Source organism: Bradyrhizobium sp. MI1.11 (genome assembly GCF_055811255.1).
Window position 1 is genome coordinate 33,987 of record NZ_JBVVPM010000031.1, and the last position, 19,679, is coordinate 53,665.

The 19,679-nt window shown below is 61.4% G+C and carries 13 protein-coding genes and 1 pseudogene; 8 read left to right on the plus strand and 6 right to left on the minus strand.

Features of this window, described 5'->3' with window-relative positions; all coding sequences use genetic code 11:
* Position 1: 1 nt before the first annotated feature.
* The 4 genes from AC0L30_RS27300 to AC0L30_RS27315 are packed head-to-tail and all read left to right on the plus strand — an operon-like array spanning position 2 to position 4,898.
* Entirely contained in the window at positions 2-1,582 is a 1,581-nt protein-coding gene (locus tag AC0L30_RS27300) for an FGGY-family carbohydrate kinase (RefSeq protein WP_007601759.1), read from the plus strand.
* Positions 1,575-2,615 carry a 2-hydroxyacid dehydrogenase gene (locus AC0L30_RS27305; RefSeq protein WP_007601760.1) on the plus strand — a complete coding sequence of 347 codons (1,041 nt, stop codon included), beginning with the start codon at positions 1,575-1,577 and terminating at the stop codon, positions 2,613-2,615. Before AC0L30_RS27300 ends, AC0L30_RS27305 begins: the two co-directional genes overlap by 8 nt.
* Positions 2,616-2,634: 19 nt before the next feature.
* A complete protein-coding gene (locus AC0L30_RS27310) occupies positions 2,635-3,372 on the plus strand; it encodes a class II aldolase/adducin family protein (protein WP_473405639.1) in 738 nt (245 codons plus the stop codon).
* Positions 3,372-4,898 (plus strand): glycerol-3-phosphate dehydrogenase, encoded by a 1,527-nt coding sequence (locus AC0L30_RS27315; protein ID WP_007601763.1) that lies wholly within the window; start codon positions 3,372-3,374, stop codon positions 4,896-4,898. Before AC0L30_RS27310 ends, AC0L30_RS27315 begins: the two co-directional genes overlap by 1 nt.
* Positions 4,899-5,872: 974 nt before the next feature.
* Here AC0L30_RS27315 and AC0L30_RS27320 read toward each other — a convergent pair.
* Together AC0L30_RS27320 and AC0L30_RS27325 are read right to left on the minus strand one after the other, a co-directional pair.
* On the minus strand, positions 5,873-6,082 hold the full coding sequence (locus AC0L30_RS27320) for a hypothetical protein (RefSeq protein ID WP_007601767.1): 210 nt from the start codon (positions 6,080-6,082) through the stop codon (positions 5,873-5,875).
* 1,985 nt (positions 6,083-8,067) lie between these two features.
* Complete coding sequence (locus AC0L30_RS27325; protein WP_157158666.1) at positions 8,068-8,241, minus strand: hypothetical protein; 174 nt, start codon at positions 8,239-8,241, stop codon at positions 8,068-8,070.
* Between the two features lie 833 nt (positions 8,242-9,074).
* On the opposite strand from AC0L30_RS27325, the pseudogene AC0L30_RS27330 reads away from it, so the two are divergent.
* A pseudogene (locus AC0L30_RS27330) lies at positions 9,075-9,273 on the plus strand (transposase); the annotation flags it as partial.
* A gap of 59 nt (positions 9,274-9,332) precedes the next feature.
* Here the strand turns inward: AC0L30_RS27330 and AC0L30_RS27335 are convergent.
* The 4 genes from AC0L30_RS27335 to AC0L30_RS27350 all read right to left on the minus strand — a co-directional run bounded on the left by AC0L30_RS27335 (position 9,333) and on the right by AC0L30_RS27350 (position 14,688).
* A complete protein-coding gene (locus tag AC0L30_RS27335; protein WP_035994466.1) occupies positions 9,333-9,752 on the minus strand; it encodes a hypothetical protein in 420 nt (139 codons plus the stop codon).
* 969 nt (positions 9,753-10,721) lie between these two features.
* Positions 10,722-13,103 (minus strand): peptidase domain-containing ABC transporter, encoded by a 2,382-nt coding sequence (locus tag AC0L30_RS27340; protein WP_007601772.1) that lies wholly within the window; start codon positions 13,101-13,103, stop codon positions 10,722-10,724.
* A gap of 15 nt (positions 13,104-13,118) precedes the next feature.
* Entirely contained in the window at positions 13,119-14,369 is a 1,251-nt protein-coding gene (locus AC0L30_RS27345) for a beta-barrel domain-containing protein (protein WP_007601773.1), read from the minus strand.
* A 118-nt stretch (positions 14,370-14,487) separates the two neighbouring features.
* Positions 14,488-14,688 (minus strand): hypothetical protein, encoded by a 201-nt coding sequence (locus AC0L30_RS27350; protein WP_007601774.1) that lies wholly within the window; start codon positions 14,686-14,688, stop codon positions 14,488-14,490.
* 753 nt (positions 14,689-15,441) lie between these two features.
* Here AC0L30_RS27350 and AC0L30_RS27355 point away from each other — a divergent pair.
* The 3 genes from AC0L30_RS27355 to AC0L30_RS27365 form a co-directional block, all read left to right on the plus strand.
* Complete coding sequence (locus tag AC0L30_RS27355) at positions 15,442-16,059, plus strand: sigma-70 family RNA polymerase sigma factor (protein WP_007601775.1); 618 nt, start codon at positions 15,442-15,444, stop codon at positions 16,057-16,059.
* A 143-nt stretch (positions 16,060-16,202) separates the two neighbouring features.
* Entirely contained in the window at positions 16,203-16,763 is a 561-nt protein-coding gene (locus tag AC0L30_RS27360; protein WP_007601778.1) for a hypothetical protein, read from the plus strand.
* A 679-nt stretch (positions 16,764-17,442) separates the two neighbouring features.
* The coding region (locus AC0L30_RS27365; protein WP_473405640.1) for a hypothetical protein at positions 17,443-19,679 on the plus strand (2,237 nt) is incomplete at its 3' end.

Consider the following 19,679-nt stretch of genomic DNA (forward strand, 5'->3'; position numbering starts at 1 on the left):
GATGCTCAATCCGCAGCGCCGTGACGTGATCGTCGGCATCGATGCCGGTACCTCCCTGATCAAGACCGTGGCGTTCACGCGGGACGGCAAGCAGTTGGCTGAGTCCTCGCTGCCGAATACCTACGTCACGCTGCCCGGCGGGCGTGTCGAGCAGGACATGGCGCGGACCTGGACAGATACGGTCGCAGCGCTGCGCGGGCTGGCGGCGCTAGTGCCCGAGCTTGCCACGCGCGTGACGGCGATTGCGGTGACGGGGCAGGGCGACGGCACTTGGCTGATCGACGATGGCGGCGGCCCGGTGGCGCCAGCGTTGTTGTGGCTGGATTCACGCTCTGCCGAGATCGTTGACGATATCAGGGCCAGCGAGCGCAACATCGCGCTCCATCGGCGCACCGGCTCGGGGTTGAATGCCTGTCAGCAGGGTCCGCAACTGGCCTGGCTGCAGACGCATGCGCCGCAAACCCTGTCGCGCGCGGCGACGGCGTTCCATTGCAAGGACTGGCTCTACTTCAACCTCACCGGCGAGCGCGCCACTGATCCGTCGGAGGCCACATTCTCCTGCGGCGAATTCCACAAGCGCCGCTTCGATGCCGAAACGGCGCGGCTGATCGGCATCTCCGATTGCATGCGGCTGTTTCCCGAGGTCGTCGACGGCGTGACGACGACCCATCCGCTCAGCGCGACCGCGGCGGAAGAAGCCGGTCTGCCCGTCGATGTGCCTGTTACGCTCGGCTATGTCGATGTGATCTGCAATGCGCTCGGCGCGGGGCTTTACGATCCGGCACCCGATGTCGGCTGCACCATCATCGGCTCGACCGGCATGCATATGCGGCTGGCGTCGAGCGCGGGCGCAGTGACGCTGAACGCGGAAGCGACCGGCTACACCATGCCGTTCCCGGTGCCGTGCCACTACGCCCAGATGCAATCCAACATGGCAGCGACGCTGAACATCGACTGGCTGCTCGATCTCGCGCGCGATCTGCTCGCGGCCGAGGGCGTGGCGCGGACGCGCGCCGACATGATCCGGCGGCTGGACGATCGGGTGCTGGAGGCGAAGCCCGGCGAGCTGCTGTTTCACCCCTTCATCTCCGATGCCGGCGAGCGCGGTCCGTTCGTCGCGCATGAGGCCTGCGCGCAGTTCCTCGGCCTGCGCTCGCGCCATGGCTATTGGGACCTGATGCGCGCGGTGATAGAAGGGCTCGCCTTTGCCGCCCGCGATTGCTACGCCGCGATGGGAAGTCTGCCGCGCGACGTGCGGATCACGGGTGGCGCGGCGAGGAGCCGCGCGCTGGGGGTGATCTTGAGCGCTGCGCTCGATTGCAACGTTCGCGTCTGTAGCCGCGGCGAAGCCGGTGCTGCGGGAGCTGCGATGATCGCAGCCGTCGCGACCGGACTCTATTCCAACATGACTGATTGTGCCGAGGATTGGGTGAGACCTTATTTGAACGAACCGCAGGCGCCTGACGCGGCATTGGCCGCGCGCTATGCAAAGATGTTCCCGGCCTATCTCGATGCCCGGCTGGCGTCACATCCGGTCTGGAAGCAGCTCGCGGCGCTGCGCGCGGGAGCTGGTCATGTCTAAATCCATTGCCGTCATTGGGGATCGATTCATGCTTCCCTCGATCTTCGTCGAGAAGATCACGGCGGCCTGCGGCAACGGCATCGATATCCGCACCCTCGAGCAGCCATGGCCCGACGAGCCGATGGAGCACGGCTATGCCGGCTCCAAGCTCGACGGCCTGAAGGAGTTCATGGGCGATCCCGACGAAGTCGTGTCCTTCATCGGCGATGCGTCGCTGTTGGTCACGCATCTGGCGCCGGTCTCGCGGGCGATGCTGGAGCGGCTGCCGAACCTGAAGTTCATCGCGGTGTCGCGCGGCGGGCCGGTCAATATCGACATGCAGGCGGCGAGCGATCACAAGGTGCTGGTCGTCAACACGCCCGGCCGCAACGCCAGCGCCGTCGCTGAGTTCACCATTGGCGCGATCCTCGCGGAGACCCGGCTGATCCGCAGCGGGCATGAATCGCTACGCGGCGGCGAATGGCGCGGCGATCTCTATCGTGCCGATCGCACCGGGCGCGAACTCGGCGAGATGACGATCGGCATCGTCGGCTATGGCGCGATCGGCAGCCGCGTGGTGAAGCTGTTGAAAGCGTTCGGCTGCAAGATCCTTGTCGCAGACCCCTATGTGCAAATCAGCGCGCAGGACCGCAATGACGGTGTCGAGCATGTCGCGCTTGCCGACCTCCTGACGCGGGCCGATGTGGTGACGCTGCATGCGCGGGTGACGCCGGAGACTACGGGATTCATCGGCCACGACGCACTGGCCGCGATGAAGAAGGACGCATTCCTGATCAACACCGCGCGGGGCCCGCTGGTCGATTACAAGGCGCTACATGAGGCATTATCCGCAGGGCGGCTGGCCGGCGCCACGCTTGATACGTTCGCGGTCGAGCCGGTGCCGCCGGATTGGCCGTTACTGCAATTGCGCAATGTCACGTTGACGCCGCATATCGCCGGCGCCTCAGTGCGCACAGTAACCGTCGCCGCCGACCAAGCGGCCGAGGAGGTTCGCCGCTATCTCGCTGGCGAGCCGCCGCTCAATCCATGTTGACGAGGAGAGGTATGTTGAGATGACCCGTGAGGAGCGCCAGTTACGCGAAGCGATCATTGCCAAGTGCCGATGGATGAACGCCTCCGGCCTCAACCAGGGCACCTCGGGCAATATCTCGGCGCGCTACAAGGACGTCATGCTGATCACGCCGTCGGCGACGCCCTATGATGCGATGAAGCCGGAGATGATCGCGGCGATGCCGCTCGAAGGCAAGCACGGCTCATGGTCGGGACCGCTCCAGCCCTCCACCGAATGGCGCTTCCATCTCGACATCATGCGCGGCCGGCCGGATGTCGGCGGCGTCGTACACACCCATTCGACCTACGCCACGGTGCTGGCGATCGCGCGCAAGCCGATCCCCGCCTGCCACTACATGATGGCGGCGTTTGGCGGCCACGACATCCGCTGCGCCGGCTATGCGCGCTACGGCACCGCCGAATTGTCGGAACTCGCGCTCGCCGCGCTCGAAGGACGCAACGGTTGCCTGCTTGCCAATCACGGCATGATCGCGGTTGGCGCCAACCTCGACAAGGCGATGTGGCTCGCAGTCGAGCTCGAGACCATCGCGCGGCAACATTATCTGTCGCTGGCGCTCGGTCAGCCGCACATTCTGAGCGAAGCCGAGATTGCCGACACCGCCAAAGGCTTCTCGACCTACGGCCTGCAGACGCCCAAAAAACCTGCCAAGGCCAAACCTGGCAAGGCAAAGAAGGCCGCCGCGCGCCTGGCGATTGAGATCAAGCGCAGCCGGACGTGATGTCAGCGACGGCGCCGGGGAGGGATCACGGGCTGGTCGATCTCGCCATCATCGGCGGGGGCATCAACGGCGCCGGGATCGCGCGTGATGCGGCAGGGCGCGGCCTGAAGGTTCTGCTGTGCGAGAAGGGCGATTTCGCCGAGGGCACCTCGTCGCGCTCCGGCAAGCTCGTCCATGGTGGCCTGCGCTATCTCGAATACTACGAGTTACGCCTGGTACGCAAGGCGCTGATCGAGCGCGAGGTGCTGCTCGCCTCGGCGCCGCATATTATCTGGCCGATGCGCTTCGTGCTCCCGCACTCGCCTGAGCAGCGGCCCGCCTGGCTGGTCCGCGCCGGGCTGTTGTTCTACGATCACCTCGGTGGCCGCAAGCAGCTGCCGGCAAGCCGCGGACTGGATTTCGCCAAGGCGCCCGAAGGCGCGCCGCTCAAGGCGGAGTTCCGGCGCGGCTTTGAATATTCCGACTGCTGGGTAGATGATGCGCGGCTGGTGGTCTTGAATCTGATCGCTGCCAGGGAGAAGGAGGCGATGATCCTGCCGCGCACGCGCGCCGTGAGTGCCAGGCGGGAGGGCGAGACCTGGCTGCTTGAGATGCTAAGCGAGGACGGACGCTCACAACGCGTGCGGGCGCGTGCACTGGTCAATGCAGCGGGGCCGTGGGTGCAGGATGTCGTCCAGGGAGTGGCAAAACTCAATTCGTCACACAATGTGCGTCTGGTGAAGGGCAGCCATATCGTGGTGCCGAAATTTTGGAGCGGGCCGCAAGCCTATCTGCTGCAAAACGAGGATCGCCGCGTCATCTTCGTCAATCCCTATGAGGATGACCTTGCGCTGATCGGCACCACGGACATTCCCTATGAGGGAAGCGCCGAGAATGTCGCGATCGACGGCGACGAGATCGCTTATCTGCTGCGCGTGCTGGCGCGCTACTTCAAGACGCCTCCAGCAGAGAGCGACATCGTCTATGCGTTTTCCGGCGTGCGGCCGCTTTACGACGACAATGCGAAAAATCCGTCGGCGGTGACTCGGGACTATGTGTTCGAGGTGCACGGCGCGCCCGAAGAGCCGCCTCTGTTGTCGATCTTCGGCGGCAAGATCACGACCTACCGTAGGCTGGCGGAGCAGGCGCTGGAGCGGCTGCAGCCGTGGTTTCCGAGTATGTCATCGGCATGGACCGCCGGCCGGCCACTGCCAGGCGGTCAGATCGGCGGTACGTTCCAGGAGTTCGTGGCGGCGATCGCGGCCGAATATCCCAATCTACCGCGCAAGTTGATCCAGCACTATGCACGCCTCTACGGTACCCGTGCGTGGGACCTCCTAGGCACCGTGCGGAGCATCCCGGAGCTCGGGCGGCACTTCGGCGGGCTGCTCTATGAACGCGAGGTCCACTATCTGCAGGAGGCAGAATGGGCGAGCAGGCCTGCAGATATCCTGGAGCGACGCACGAAGCACGCCCTGCATTTGAGCTGCGGAGAGCGGAAAGCATTCGAAGAGTTCATGCAGAATTCAGATGCCGGAACCGCCTGATGACTTCCCGAGGTTGAAGCAAATAGCCCGCCGCAACCCCGACTTCCTCATTGCAGTCGCTCTTCGCCGCGTTTCTACTTGGATTGTGGGTGGCTCGTCGGCGCTAGGAGAGCCGCCGGCTCGGCAGGAGCCTGGGCGTGTCCGTGCGATCGTCGCTCAAGGGCGCACGACGAAGATCGAGGCTGGCGCAAAGTCAGTACGGGGGGATCCATATGACCGGGCGCCGGGAGCAAGGCGTGATCCCACATATTGCGCCCACAAGTCTGCTTAGATTCTACGGCTCTGGCATGTGCAGCAGGAAAGCAACACTCCACAACACCTTGCGCGAGTGCGTGAATGTTAATTTGCACAGTCAGAACGATTCAGGCCAGCTCCCGCAACGAACCTTGTAGCTGTGGGGGACACAATGACTGTTACGCGTTGGATCGGCGCCGCCGCCCTGTTCCTGATCGCGGTGAGCTCTGAAGCTTATGCCGCGCGCCAGCACAGACCGGGAGAGCGGATTTCCTGTTCGGAAGTCCGATACTACGTTGCGAGGTATTCGGCGGCTGTGGCCGAGATGTATGCCCGCAATCAGGGAGCCACCAACAGCCAGATCGAGCGGGCTCGGCGTTGCTTGGCCTCAAACGAGACCGCCGAAACAGGTCCACAACGGTCCTACAGCGAATAAGCATGACGAACATTGAGCTGGGACGTGAAGCGACCGAGGCATATACGGTAGCGAGGTGCTGCTAAAGCCGCTCCACGCAATACGGGCCTTCGAAGCGGCCGCGCCCGCCTGCCCAGCTACAGCCTGAGCACGGAGTCGACGGCGAGGATCTAGCATGTGCAGGCGACGGATCCTGACCTAGGGCTTCACCGAGGTTCGGGCTACCACCGAAGCGCGGGCGTCGACAGTTGACGAAGCGCGATAGTGGCGGATTGGCTTCTGCCGTGTCATAGAGATTTGCAAATGGGGAACACCGGCTGCCGACCTACTTGACGTAGATCATTCGTTCCTTAGTGGCCCGCAGGCTGCGGATGTAATAGCCTTGTGCCTGAACGGCTGACTTGATTTCGTTGCTAACCTTGAGAACTCGTTTTCTGCTCTTTCGCCAGGTATGTGCAGAGTAAAGCGCAGGTACGGCCGAGCCTGTACTTAGAACGAGCAAGCCGTGCTTGTCATTGCGATAGACATCAAACATCGTTCGCCCCCGCCGACCATATCGAACTAAGAATGGAATATGTTTCGGTTGTCTCAATGGCCGAGCTTAGTATTTCAGTCCGCTGTGCGGGTTGTAAATCTGCAACGCCAGCGACTTTCCTTCGGTTCGTTCTGGATACGGAACGAACTGAAGGAAGCCCCGGCCGCCGTCAAATTGCTGCGTATGCAATTACTTCAGTCACGATGTGTTTCGGATGTTGTTGATTTGGGGGCGGAATCGAGCGGCAAGCGGCCGCCGCCGTCTTCACGGATTCGCCCCGTGTGGTTGCTCGTGCACGGCAACGCCGACACGTCGTCGTGGGCGGCGATGCACCTGGCCCGTAGGCGATGTAGCTACGTCTTTCGCTGACTGCCTGTTAAGGAAGAATAGCCGACTAGACCTGCTCGCGCTTCTGCTCTTCGCGTTTTGCCCAACAGCGCACCTCGCAACGGCTCGGCTGCACGTTCGCTTGAGTTCGACGCAACTTGGCGTCAGCCGATGTCGCCGTTGACCTCAAAACGGGCCCGTTTTGACCCTCACGTCTTACGAATTTTTGGGTGTCCTACTTTCTATCTTTGATAGTCGGTCGCACTAACGGGAAGCTACTCTCTTTCTTCGTCTTCTTCTTCTTCTTCTTCTTCTTCGGAGAGTGGGCATGAATCAGCATCCAAGTCGATCGAATTCCGGGGCGCGCATTGTGCGATTCAGGTCTGAACTGGTCAGGCAGGAGTCGGGACCTATGATGGTCCACCTGTTTGATTTGCCCAGATTACGACCACGAGGCTACGCCAAGTCCTCGCTAACTCATCGGGCGGTGGTGCTCGCCCTCGTAACGGAAGGCCGCCTCAGTCGGCCCTCTCCTTTTCGGCCCTCTTTCCTTTGGTCAATCCGCGCGCATGCGGAAGGGCGTCAGGTTCGAAGCTTTGGCACAACAACCTGCGGCCATCGCTCAGGGGGCGCAAACAGAGCGGCCCCAGCGGGGATGGGGGGCCAAGGGCTGGGGCCGCCATTCCGCACCGGACGTATTCGGCGGTAAGGGTCCGGTGGATCAAACCAAGTCAGTCCGGAACCGATGGTTCCAAAGGCTGTTCCGTCATCGCACATGAACCCTGGCACGCCGTGTGAATAGGGTATGGGGACTTTGCAATGCCCCTCCCGGGCTGGAAGTCGCCGGCCCGCGATCAATTAAGCCGACGGAGTTATGCTTCAGGAGCCTCAACCAGTTTGGTATCCAGGACAAGCGACAAGCTCCTCCACGTTCCCAGAGACCTATGACGAGCTGCCGCGGCGCGCGCAGCGGTATCGCTACGTTCGCAGAATTCGACGAGCGTCGCCGCCCAGAAGCTGGCGGGGTAGTCAAAGGGGTGCATCGACGCCCAGCGCCGCGATCGTCCGTCGGGTTAGGGCGCCGGACAATCACCGGACGAGCGCACGACTTGCTTACTGCGGCAAATTGGGCTGCGCCCCACTGCGAGATGTGATCAATACTGCCCTGAGCCCGTACAGAACAGGCCAAGACCGGATTACGATTTCCGGTCCTCCACTTGTTCTGAAATCACGACAGTCGCTCGCCCTGTCCTTGGCGGTCCACGAGCTTGCTACTAACGCGTTGAAGTACGGCGCTCTGAGCGTGACAAGCGGCCGCGTGTCGGTTGTGTGGTCATCCGAAGATCAAGCGGGTGATCAAAAGTTTGTCTTCGTCTGCCAAGAATTCGGAGGCCCATCTGTGTCGGAGCCGACCGTGAAAGGCTTTGGCTCACGCCTCATTTCGAGAACACTGGAAGAGGATTTCCGAGGGGCGGTTACTGTGTCCTACGGATCGAGCGGGCTCACTTGCCGTCTCACTGCCCCCGTTGCAAATCTAAAAACTTCACCGCAATAGCAGAAGTCTTTTACCCGAGCTACGTTGACCAACGCCAAGACGAGTAGCCCGCTCGCGGGTCCACCGTCATCGAGGCGGGGTTCGAGAGTGTTCGCGAGACAATCTAGAACGTGCGGTACGGCCCCAAGCCGAAGAGCGCCTCAGTCACCGTGATGTCCGCTGTCCAACCGATTTTAGCGATCCAATCGTTGACGGATGACTGACATGGGCTGGTGGCGGTATTGCCGGCCAGATCGGTGAGCTTATCGATGGAAACGGCGGCTTCGATACGGCGCAATACGCCAATCTAACCTTCACGACGGGTGGGGATCAGCGTTCGCCTTGCGGCAGGAACGGTGATTGGCGATGCCTCGAGCGGCGCCGGCTCCCCTATGACGTCGTTCGCTCTCCTCGAAAGCGTAACGAACCTACTCCGACGTCCCGTCCACCCCCGCATTTTCGTGCATGCAAGATGGTCCAAAAGCCGAGGTAAGTGTCCAGCGGAACAGCCGATTCTTGGCCCCGCTTTCCACGTTTTCAAACCCGGCCCGCTGCGCGAAGACGCGTCCGCTAGTGCGGCTTACTCGACCTTGCTGCTTATGGAAGCCTTGCAATCGACCGTAGACCGCGAGGCGAGTGCGGTCTAACCGCTGGCCGATCTCGCTTGCACTCATGCCACTGTCGAATAACGCAAGAAGTTGCGCTTCTTCCTCGGGAGACCACGAACGGATATCGACGTAGCTGGGGGGGCCGGGCGCCATCGTGATGAAGGGCCCGTGCTAATCGGCTTCATCCAAGAAGCATGATGTTACCAAGGCCACTCCGCCAATCTACCTCGACCGGCTCATACTTTGCTGCCGTGCAACAATTGGCGATACCGCCCGGGACCGAAGGAGTGATCCTCGCTAAGCAAACAATAGTACCCGTAAGTCCGTCATGGGTCACTCGCGTTCTGCGCCAAGCAATGGCCAACCCGGCCATGTCCATTGCTCGCCGAAAGCGGAAGTAAATCTGGAGCGTTAGCGGTTTTGCGGCCAACTGCGGCTTGATGGTATCGCTTTGGGCGTGATTCAAGCTCTCAAATCGGCCTCGAATCACGCGCTACGAACTCAGCGATTGTGAATGGACCGCGATATTCCGCCGGAACGAAATCGCAAAGACCCGATCTGCTTCAGTCCGTATCTCTATCGTGCGCGAAATCTCGTCGAAAGGTTCTTCAACAAGATCAAGCAATGTCGGCGGGTCGCGACCCGATACCACAAATTCTCAGTCAACTATCTGGCGTTTCATCAAGCTCGCATCAATCCGCATTTGGCTGCGCGCTAAATGAGTCCGCGCTCTACCCGAGCGCGAGGGTCGGGCCGCCGAGTGGAAGGTGATCGGCCGAACCTACTGTTCGAGCTCGACGCACTGACGAAGCCTGAAGACGATATCCGGCAAAGCGTGTCGCAGGCGTGCAGCGTCTTGGGACGTGGTCGAGAACGGTGCGAACGTGACCATCGCATTCCAAGGTCGACTTCCGTAGACGGTGATCGAGACTCCGGATCTCGAAAAGCCTTCAACTTTGCGAAGCTCACCAAGAACGAGGTCGGCGATCGCCACAGCGGGCAGTCGCGCTCGTTTTCCATCGGGGCCGCCGGCGGACAAGGGTGCGACCGGTTTTGCAGGCGACGCTGCCGCGGTCACGGGCTCCTCTTCGAGCGTTGGCGGCATCTCCGGCGCCGGAGGCGCGGGGGTGGGCGGCGCGGGCGGAGCAAAAATGCCGCTGATCAGCGCCATAAGGCCCGGATCTTTCGAGTCATTGCTCATCGCTCTCTCGCAGTTGAGCGTAGCCTAGCAACATTCGGAAAGGATGCCCACCACGCCTGGGCAAGTGGTCGCGGTTCCTGTGTTAGCGATCGAACATTCGGGCGTGCAAAGTTTCGCTAAGCTCCTCCTCAGCGAGGTACCGGGCTCACGGAGGGGCGTCGAAGGTGTTGGGCGGTGATGCGCTGGCGTATGCGCAATTGTTTGTTGATTTATCCATCAGGCAAAAATTCCGCTTCCGCGATCCGCGGGCGCTACATACTCGGCGAGGAGCGATTGACGTGCGATCGCTGCGCAGCGACTGACTCTGTGACTTTCTGGCGTTTCGAGGGGATAGCTCACCGCGCGTGGGCGATGAACAGTCGGACGGATACTTGCGTTCAGCGCTAGTTAGAACGGCGCGTTTCTGGGGGATTAACGAATGACAAATTGTGTGATCGTGCGGGCCTATGGACGGCAATTGGATCAGTTGCGCGGCGAGGCATCCCGCATTTCGCGGGCAAACAAAATCGATTGGTGGATTGAGCGCGCAGTCCAAGGCACACGATTTTGCTTTGAGGACGCTGAGGCGAAGAGGGCGTTCGTCTCAATCTGCGAAAACGTCGGTGTTTCGCATATTGATGGCGCACCGCCAGCGTGAACAGGCGGGACCGCGACTGGTTTGGTCCAGGCGTTCTCCGAACGCCTTGATGGCGGCAGCAGCCAACCGGCGCGTGAGCACCGACACTAGTCCCATGAGGTTCGGAGCGACCCAGGCTCAAGGCTGGGGAAAAGTTGAGCCCGGCCGTACGTCGGAATCGACGCAACAATAAAAGCGCGAGGAAACGGCTTGGTCTCTATCCGGCCAGTACGTCGCTCGCGCGACTGCAGCAGGCGTTTGGCCGCCGATGGCGTATCCGCGCGCGTCATCGGACGTCTTCGAAGCGAATGCGCCTTCCATGTCACGCGAATGATCAGACTGCGCGAGCCGAATCAGCATCGTGAGAAGTCGATCCTGGCTAGCGCTTCACCCGGGTTGTCGCCTTTGCCGCCGTCGTCGGACGGCTTGGGGGTGCAGTCCTTCCGCAGCTGGCAGCAGTCCTTTGAATGGCAGTCGTCGTCCTTGGCGTCTTTCCAGTCACCATCGCGCTTCGAGCCATCCCCCGTGGCGTCGCCGGGGCAGTCATCGGTCTCGGCCGATTTCGCACCTTCGGCAGCAAACCCGGTCACACCGACATCTTGCGCAGCCCCAGCTTCTCGTCTGAGGCTCGTCATTCCGACCCGAAACGGTCTGGCCGTCGCGGCAAGATGGATGATCATATCTGCTCCCTGGGTAATTTCGGGTCGGTGCGCTACGCTCACGCGCGTCATACTAAGGTGCCGGAGATTCGCATTGATTTCCTTCTCCTTCTGTGTGTCGAGATGCGCCGTGCCCTCGTCCAGAAACAGGATCTTTGGTCGGCGATAGAGCGCGCGCGCAAGCAGTACTCGCTGTTTCTGGCCACTGGATAACGAGCTTCCCATGTCGCCGATGAGGCTGTTGTAGCTCATCGGCATTGCCACGATGTCCTCGTGGATGCCGGCAATTCGCGCGCAATCGATCATGGCTTGTAGATCGAACGCTGTGTCAAAAAAGCAGATATTGTCGGCAATCGATCCCGACAGCAATTGATCCTCCTGCATCACCGCGCCGATTTGCTCGCGATAAGCGCGCGGTCCGATCTGGCCCAGCGGAAGGCCGTCGATCAGAACCTCACCGCTTGTTGGCTCGAGCAGCCCAAGCATAATCTTGACAAGAGTTGACTTGCCGCAGCCCGATGGTCCCATGATCGTCACGAATTGTCCGGGAGCAACGCACAGATTGACGTTGTTAAGAATCAGAGACTCTCCTTCTGCATACCGGAAGCACACGTTGCGCAGTTCGATCTCGCCGCGAATCTGTCGGATATATGACAGGTCTCGGTCGTGCCCGCGCTCGAGCGGGGTGAGCGCAATGTCGGCGAGACGTTCCAGGTGCAGCCCGAGAATGCGGACATCCACCAGCTTCTCGATCAGCAGCGCTGTCCGCTCAGCGAACTGCAACTTGTAGCTGACGAACGCGAATATCATGCCAACCGTGATGAGGTTGTCCAGTGCGAGGCGAGCGGCGAGGTAGATTGTGATCACGTTCTCCAAGCCGAATATCGTGTCGTTCATCGCTTTGAAGCTGATCCTCGCCCGACCTAGCCGCACGTTGGCTGTTATATACGCAGCATAGCGGTTCAGCCACTGGCTCTCCCGTTCGTTTTCTCGGTTGAGCAACTTTAGGCTTTGCACTGCTCGCACGGTTTCGATGAAAGTGGAGTTCTCATCTGCCTTGCCGTGAATGGCCGCTTCGCTCCGTTGCCGGAACATGCTGAAAAGAGCGAGCCGCAGGGTGGCATACAACGCGGACGCCAGCAGGACAACAACTCCGAGCTGGACGTTGTAGGTGAACATCAACGCCAGCATCAACACCGACATGAGACCGTCAATCAACCCCGTGATCAATCCCTCCGCGAGCACGTTGCGGATGGGCTCGATCGAGTTGAAACGAGACAGGATGTCGCCGATGTGCCGCTTTTCGAAGAATGAGAGTGGCAAGCGCACCAGATGATGAAACAGCCGCGCGCCGATCTGAAAACTCAACGTGTTCTGCAGAACAAGAATAATGAACGAGCGGGTCGCGGTCGACGCGACCCGTATCAGGAGAAGCAGAGCGAATCCGAGCCCGAGGACGACCAGGAGATCGACATCGCCTCTGGCGATGACCTCGTCAACGGTGAGCTGCATATAGAAAGGGGCGGCGAGGAGAAGAATTTCGATGACCACTGACAGAACTAATATTTGGGCGAGGGCACAAGTGTTCCCGTTCATTCCGCTCCAGAATACCGAGAACGGCAATCTCACTCTCTCGTCTGTGCGGCAGAACTCTTCAGTGGGCGAGAGCTCGAGCGCGACTCCGGTGAGATGTCTAGATGCTTCAGCGAGGGGAAACCATTTCTCGCCGGCTGCCGGATCGTGCACCACGATTCCCCTGTTCCTATATGCTTTCAGAACAACGAAATGAGCCATGTCCCAGTGCAGAATAGCCGGCAGACGCAATTGGCTGAGATGGCCGATCTCGATACGCAGTGGCCGACACGCCAGCCCGAGGCGAGCTGCTATTTCCATGAGGTCGCGGAGAGTGACCCCTTTTAGGGACACTGGATGCCGGCGCCGCAGGCTGTTCAAGTCAGTTCGATGACCATGATAGGATGCTACCATAGCAAGGCAAGCGAGCCCGCACTCCGTCGCCTCCGTCTGCCGGATGACCGGGAGGAATCTGCGGCCGCTGAAATTCAATAGTCCCTGCATGGGCTACATCCTTGGCTACATCCTTGCGCTTACCACCGGATCAAGCAGCCACCTCATCAGGGACCGCTGCTCAAGGATAACGTCGGCCCTGAGCAGCATGTCCGGCTGAAGCGGCATCTTACGGCCATAGGCGTCGATGTCGGGCCGCTCGAGAGCCGCAGTCACACGGTAAGCCGGTTCCTTGAGGGCGATCGGCCCGGTCGTTTCGTTGCCGGTCAGAATGGTGTGAGAGACGTTGGTCACGCTGCCGCGGTAGGTGCCGAATTTCTGATAAGGAAATGCTTCGTAAAGTATCCTAACCTGCTGGCCGGGGCGCACAAAACCAAACGCGCGTGTCGGAAAGAACAGCTCCGCCTGCAAGTGCGCATCAACGGGAATGATTTCGAGCTGCATATGCCGAGGATCAGCGATTTGGCCTATTGTCGCCTGCAGCGTGGATACGCGCCCACTCGTTGGCGCCTTGATAACGTAAGCCTGCCGCCCATTCACCTCGGCCAGGCGCTGTTCGATCGAGGAGAGTTCATTACGCAGTCCTCGGATCCTCTCTGCGGCGATGGTTGGGAGTTGCTCGAGTGTATGCCGAGCGTCCGTCAACTGGGTGTGTCGCGCGGTGATCTGTTGATCGAGCGACACCACACTCTGCTTTTGCTCAAGTGCGGCCTGCTCGCGGCGCTTGAGCTCAATCGTTGGCAGTGCGCCGCTCGCGGTTAGCTTAGCGCCCGTTGATACGAAGCTCTCGGAAAGTTTCAGTCGCTCGTTTTGGATGTTCCGCTGGTCCTCGAGTTGGAGAATCTCTCCTTCAATCCCCTTGATCGTCGAACCGAGGCGATCCCGTTCTGAGGCGGTTCGGCGATCTTCGGCATCGATCTGTCGCTCGACCACATTGCGTTGCTGCGTCAGCACCGCCAGTACGGTCGCATTGACGTCATCGCCATTAGCCGTGATTTGGGAAGTAACTATGGTCAGGAGCAGGTCACCCTCCGCAACCTCTTGCCCCTCCTTCACGTGTATCGCCTTGATGAAGCCCTGTTGTGATACGAAAATCTTAGCTGTGCCGGAGGTCGGCGTCAGATACCCGGAGACGGTCTCCTTGCGGGCGTATTGCGCGATGGAGAGAAAACACAAAATGAATACAACGAGCGCCGCAAGGCTCCAGCTAAGCAGTGTGCTCGACAGCGGCTGCAGCAATACGACCTCACCCCAGGTGTGGCGCTGATGCAAAAAGTCGACGGCTTCCTTGCGAAACAGAGTTGGTCGGTTCGCCATGGACGCACCTTGCTGAAGCGCTGCGCGGAGTATCTTTCCGCCAAAGCAAGACTGCGGATGGATACCGGAGAACCGCTTCCCCTGATGGAGAAGCGGTTCGCGCCGATGCATCCCGCCTTTACCCAATAAAGACTTGGGACTGCTTGGACAGCAGGCCAACCTGAACTTGGTTTCCGCTGAGCACATTGATGTCGCCAGTTCGGATCAGTGATCCGCCATCATGGCAGCCACCGCCACAACCGCCGGTGCCGGCGGCCACGAGGTCGAGCTCCTCATCAGACAGTTCGATAGGGTGAGCAAGATTGGTCATCTCTAGCATGTTGGTCTCCTTTCGGGTTAGGTGGCGGAACATTGATGTAACTGTTGCCACGTCATCACTAGGTGCAAGACGCCAATCTGGATGCACGGTCGCGCAAATTTTGTGAGCGGCAAGTGTTTCACGCTTGTCGTATCGTGATTGTTGCAAGTCGTATGCAGGGCGCTTTAAGTGGGACTCAGTGGCGGCTTCGTCAGAGTGAGTTGGATGTTCTGGTCTGCTGGATGTTCTGCGCGGCCGAGATGCGACATTGCGCCTTCCGAAGGAAAGCGCGTCGACGTGCCATGTGGCGAGCTCGGTCCGGGAAGCGCCTTAGCTTGTTTCGATGGCTCATCGCGAAAGGTGCGCAAGTCGACGCGTGTTTTGACATGGTGTGTTGAGAAGGTGCGTTGAATGTCCTTCGGTGGCATTACGCGGGAGTCGGACCCGATGCGTGCTCTGAAGTTATAAACGCGACTAGCGACGATGTTGACGTTGCCCATTTTCGAGGTTGTCTCGAAGACTTACGTTGCTGCTCGCAGCGGCTCACCTGGCCGGGAGCACGACCCGCCATGGTCCGCCTGCACCCCTGACGACCACGTTCGCCCTTTGGTGATCGGGGAAAAAAATTTTGAAAACTTCCGGGAACGAAGTCGCTGGTTGCTGACTTGAGTTCGCCGACAGCCGATTTCGTTTTTATTTAAAAGCGGTCATTTAAATAAATTGTAAATGCGCGGCATAAAATGCCGCAGTGCCTTACGAGGGGTGACTTCGAGCATGCCCCATCAGTGCCTCGATTTAACGAAGGCAAGGTCTCGCTCCGGCGCAGCGCGCCATGACAGCTGTCTCACTGGCGAGACGGCTCTTAATTACGAAACAGCTCTGCTTGAGTGCGCCTCCGGATCGCAGTCCGCCGTCGGCAGGATCTACGCGCGCGAGAAGGAGCAGTTGCGCGCGATGGCGCACCGTATCGTGCACGACAGATCGCGTTCCGAGGACGTCATCCACGACGCATTCGCGCAGATTCTCCGATATGCGAAAAACTTCGATCCTGCACGCGGATCCGCCCGGGGCTGGATCTACGCGATCGTCCGCAACACGGCGCTCAAGATGCGCCAGAACGCCAGGCGCGAACTCGCGCTGGAGGACGAAGCATTGAATGCCATCTGTGCGCGGGAACAGACGGTTCCGAACCCTGCGTGCTGTATCCCAGACAGCATGACGTTGCGAAGCATGCTCGATCAACTCGAGCCACAGCGCCGCGCGAGCCTTCTCTTGGCGATCGTCGACGGGCGCACGCACGAGGAGATTTCCGAATACCTCCAGGTTCCCGTCGGAACCGTCAAAGCGTGGATCCGGAGAGAGCTCGTGGCCATGCGCCGGCAGCTCGAATGAAGCGTGAAACTATTTTTCTCGCCGCTGCATCCATAGGTGTGCTTCGGCGACAGTAGGAGTGACGGCGTGGTGATCCGGGCAGGGCACGCGCGCGTGGCGCAGGTGCCTGTGACCGTCGCAAAGCTGAAGCGAGGAACGAAGCCATGTCTATCCTGAGCAGTGTGATGACCATTCTCGGACTGATAAAGCTCACGGGAACCGGCGTCCCAGCCGAGGAATGCACGTCAACCAAGCCGGACGACTGTGGCGACGGCAAGCAGTCAAAGTGGAATGACGATCACAGCGGTAACGACGAGTATTCGACCGGCGACGGCAAAGAAAATTACTCCAAGCTTAGCGGCATGGGCGCTTACCCGAAAGACGGCACCTACCCAGAGCACGATGGGGGCTGGAAGGATGCCAAGGACGGTGAATACCAGCCCAAGGACCATTGCGATCTCCAGCCGGCTGACGATGGCAGCAGGGGCGACACCGATCGCAGTCCTGGTGACGCGCTGGCCAAGTTCGACTTCTCCCACGGTGAGTTCGGGGGTGATTTCAGCTCGCACGGTCCAGATCATTCGGGTGACATACACGGCGCGCTCGCTTCGATGTCTTCCGACGATGCGCTCGAATACGCCATCGGTTTGATGGGCCCAATGGATCACTTCGACGTAGGGCATTTCGACACGGCGACGGATACGTCGCACGACACGGGCGCCTGACATGCCGAAGAGGCTCGTCTGGCGGTGGATGCTGCCGGGCGAGGGTGGTTTTTGAACAAGAAAGGCGGCGGTCATGCACCAGATAGAAAAGCGCGACTTGTTCGAACAAGAGCGGAAGATTTTCGAAGCCGGAGTGCAGCGTGCCGACAAGCGATCCGGCTCTTTCAGTTTCTTGACCCGGTCATTCTTTATTGCCCAGCTAGTTGCCTGCGAGGAGTTTCTTGCCGCCCCGTTCAAATCTGCGCTGGCCAGGCAAGAAGACGCGACAGCCGCTCAGGCAGGTGCGGGGCCGCAAGGAACAAACGACGAGCTGCCTGCGAGCGACCCCGCGCAACCGGGCTGGGAGGATGAGAGGCCCAAGGGGCCGGCCGCCTCGTCGGACACGCATGTGGCTCAGCTCGATCCGACCGGGCGCTTGGCGGAGCCGCATGAAGACGCGCCCAGACCGAGCACCGCTCGTGGCGAAGCAGTTGCTACTGCGAGCTCTGGGGGTGGGGGTGGCGACGATGTCGATTCTTGCAAGCACCATGGTCACATCTCAGCCGACCTTAGTTGCGTCAACTCGCTGTCAGCGGATTCCGACCTCGGAAGCATCGAATCCGTTCGGTCTAACTTGCTTAGCGACTCGTTTAGCCCGTCGATCATCAGCTCCTTTCCCCTGCTTGGAATGATCGGCGATGTGAGCAATGACGTGGTGGTAGGGATTGCGCCGGTTGCGGCGATGGTGCCGCCGGCGCTCGGGACGAGCGACACCGTCAGCACGCTATCCGATGACGAGGCCGGCGCGATCGCGCCGCTTGAGGCGGCGGTGCAGCCGACGCTATCAACTCTGGCCGACACCGTTGGCACGCTGCCCAACGATGTGGTTGGTACGATTACTTCAGTCGAGGCGGCTGTGATGCCGGCACTCGCCACGGCGACCGACACAGTCAGCACGCTACCTAAGGACGTGGTTGGCGCCATTGCGCCGGCCGAGGCGGCGGTGCCGCCGGCACCCGCGACGGCAGCCGAAACTGTCAGCGCGCTGCCGAACGACGTGGTTGGCGCAATTGCGCCGGTCAAGGCGGCTGTGATGCCGGCACTCGCCACGGCGAGCGACACCGTCAGCGCGCTGCCCAACGACGTGGCCGGCGCGATCGCGCCGCTTGAGGCGGCGGCGCAGCCGATGCTAGCGACTCTGGCTGACACTGCGGGCACGCTACCCAACGAAGTCGCCGGCGCCATTGCGCCGGTTGAGGCGGCTGTAATGCCGGCACTCGCCTCGGCGCCCCTCAGCGCACTGCCGAACGACGTAGTTGGCGCAATTGCGCCGGCCGAGGCGGCGGTGCCGCCGGCACTCGCGACGGCAGCCGAAACTGTCAGCGCGCCGCCGAACAACGTGGTTGGCGCAATTGCGCCGGTCGAGGCGGCTGTGATGCCGGCACTCGCCGCGGCGAGCGACACCGTCAGCGCGCTGCCCAACGATGTGGCCGGCGCGATCGCGCCGGTTGAGGCGGCGGCGCAGCCGACGTTATCGACTCTGGCCGACACTGCAGGCACGCTACCCAACGACGTGGTCGGCGCAATTGCGCCGGTCGCGGCGACGGTGCCGCCAGCACTCGCGACGGCGACCGACGCCGTCAGTGTGCTGCCCAACGACGTGGCCGGCGCGATCACGCCGCTCGAGGCGGCGACGCAGCCGACGCTATCGACGCTGGCCGACACTGCGGGTACGCTGCCCGACGACATGGTTGGCGCGATCGCGCCGGTCGAGGCGACGGTGCCGCCTGCGCTCGCGACGGCTATCGACACCGTGAGCACGGTGAGCAACGAGGTGGTTGGCCAGACGAGGGGTCCAGACGCTCAGTCGAGCGCGTTGTCGCAAACGGTTGCATCGGACAGCACGGGAACTCACACCTTTGATAGTTCAGCACCCCCCCTTGAGATCGCGGAGTCGGCACTGACCACGGGTAACGGTGCGCCTGGTGATGTATCCCAGCCCACCGATGTGGCTGGCAATGCTCTTGCGAGTGGCGCGCCGGTCCTTGAGACGAGCGAGCATGTGCTCACCACAACAGCTGCCGCTTCGACCGATCCGCCGAGCCAGCTGTCGCATCCGGCCAATACGGCGAGTGTGACTGGCGACGCTTTGGCGGGTGCGGCGCCGGTGGCTGACATGACCGAGCCGGTGCTCACTGCGACAGCTGCGGCTCCGACCGATCCATCGAGCGAACTGTCGGATCCGGCCGACACGGCGAGTGTGGCTGGCGAGGCTTTGGCGAGTCCCGCACCACTGGCTGCCATGATTGAGCCGGTGCTCACCACAACAGCAGCGGCTCCGACCGATGCGCCGAGCGACGTGTCGCAGCAACCGGCCGACACGGGCAGCGTGGCTGGCGATGCTTTGGCAAGTGTGGCGCCGGTCGCGGACACGAACGAGCCGGTGCTCACCACAACAGCTGACGCGCTGACCGATCCGACCAGCGACGTGTCGAAACCCGCCGATACGGGCAGTGTGGCTGGCGATGCTCTGGCGAGTACGGCGCCGGTCGCGGACACGAGCGAGCCGGTGCTCACCACAACGGCTGCCGCGCTGACAGACCCGACCAGCGACGTCTCGCATCCGGCCGATACGGGCAGTGTGGCTGGCGATGCTCTGGCGAGTGCGGCGCCGGTCGCGGACACGAGCGAGCCGGTGCTCACCACAACAGGTGTCGCGCTGACCGACCCGACGAGCGACGTCTCGCATCCGGCCGATGCGGGCAGTGTGGCTGACGATGCTTTGGCGAGTGCGGCGCCGGTCGCGGACACGAGCGAGCCGGTGCTCACCACAACGGCTGCCGCGCTGACCGACCCGACGAGCGACGTCTCGCATCCGGCCGATACGGGCAGTGTGGCTGGCGATGCTCTGGCGAGTGCGGCGCCGGTCGCGGACAC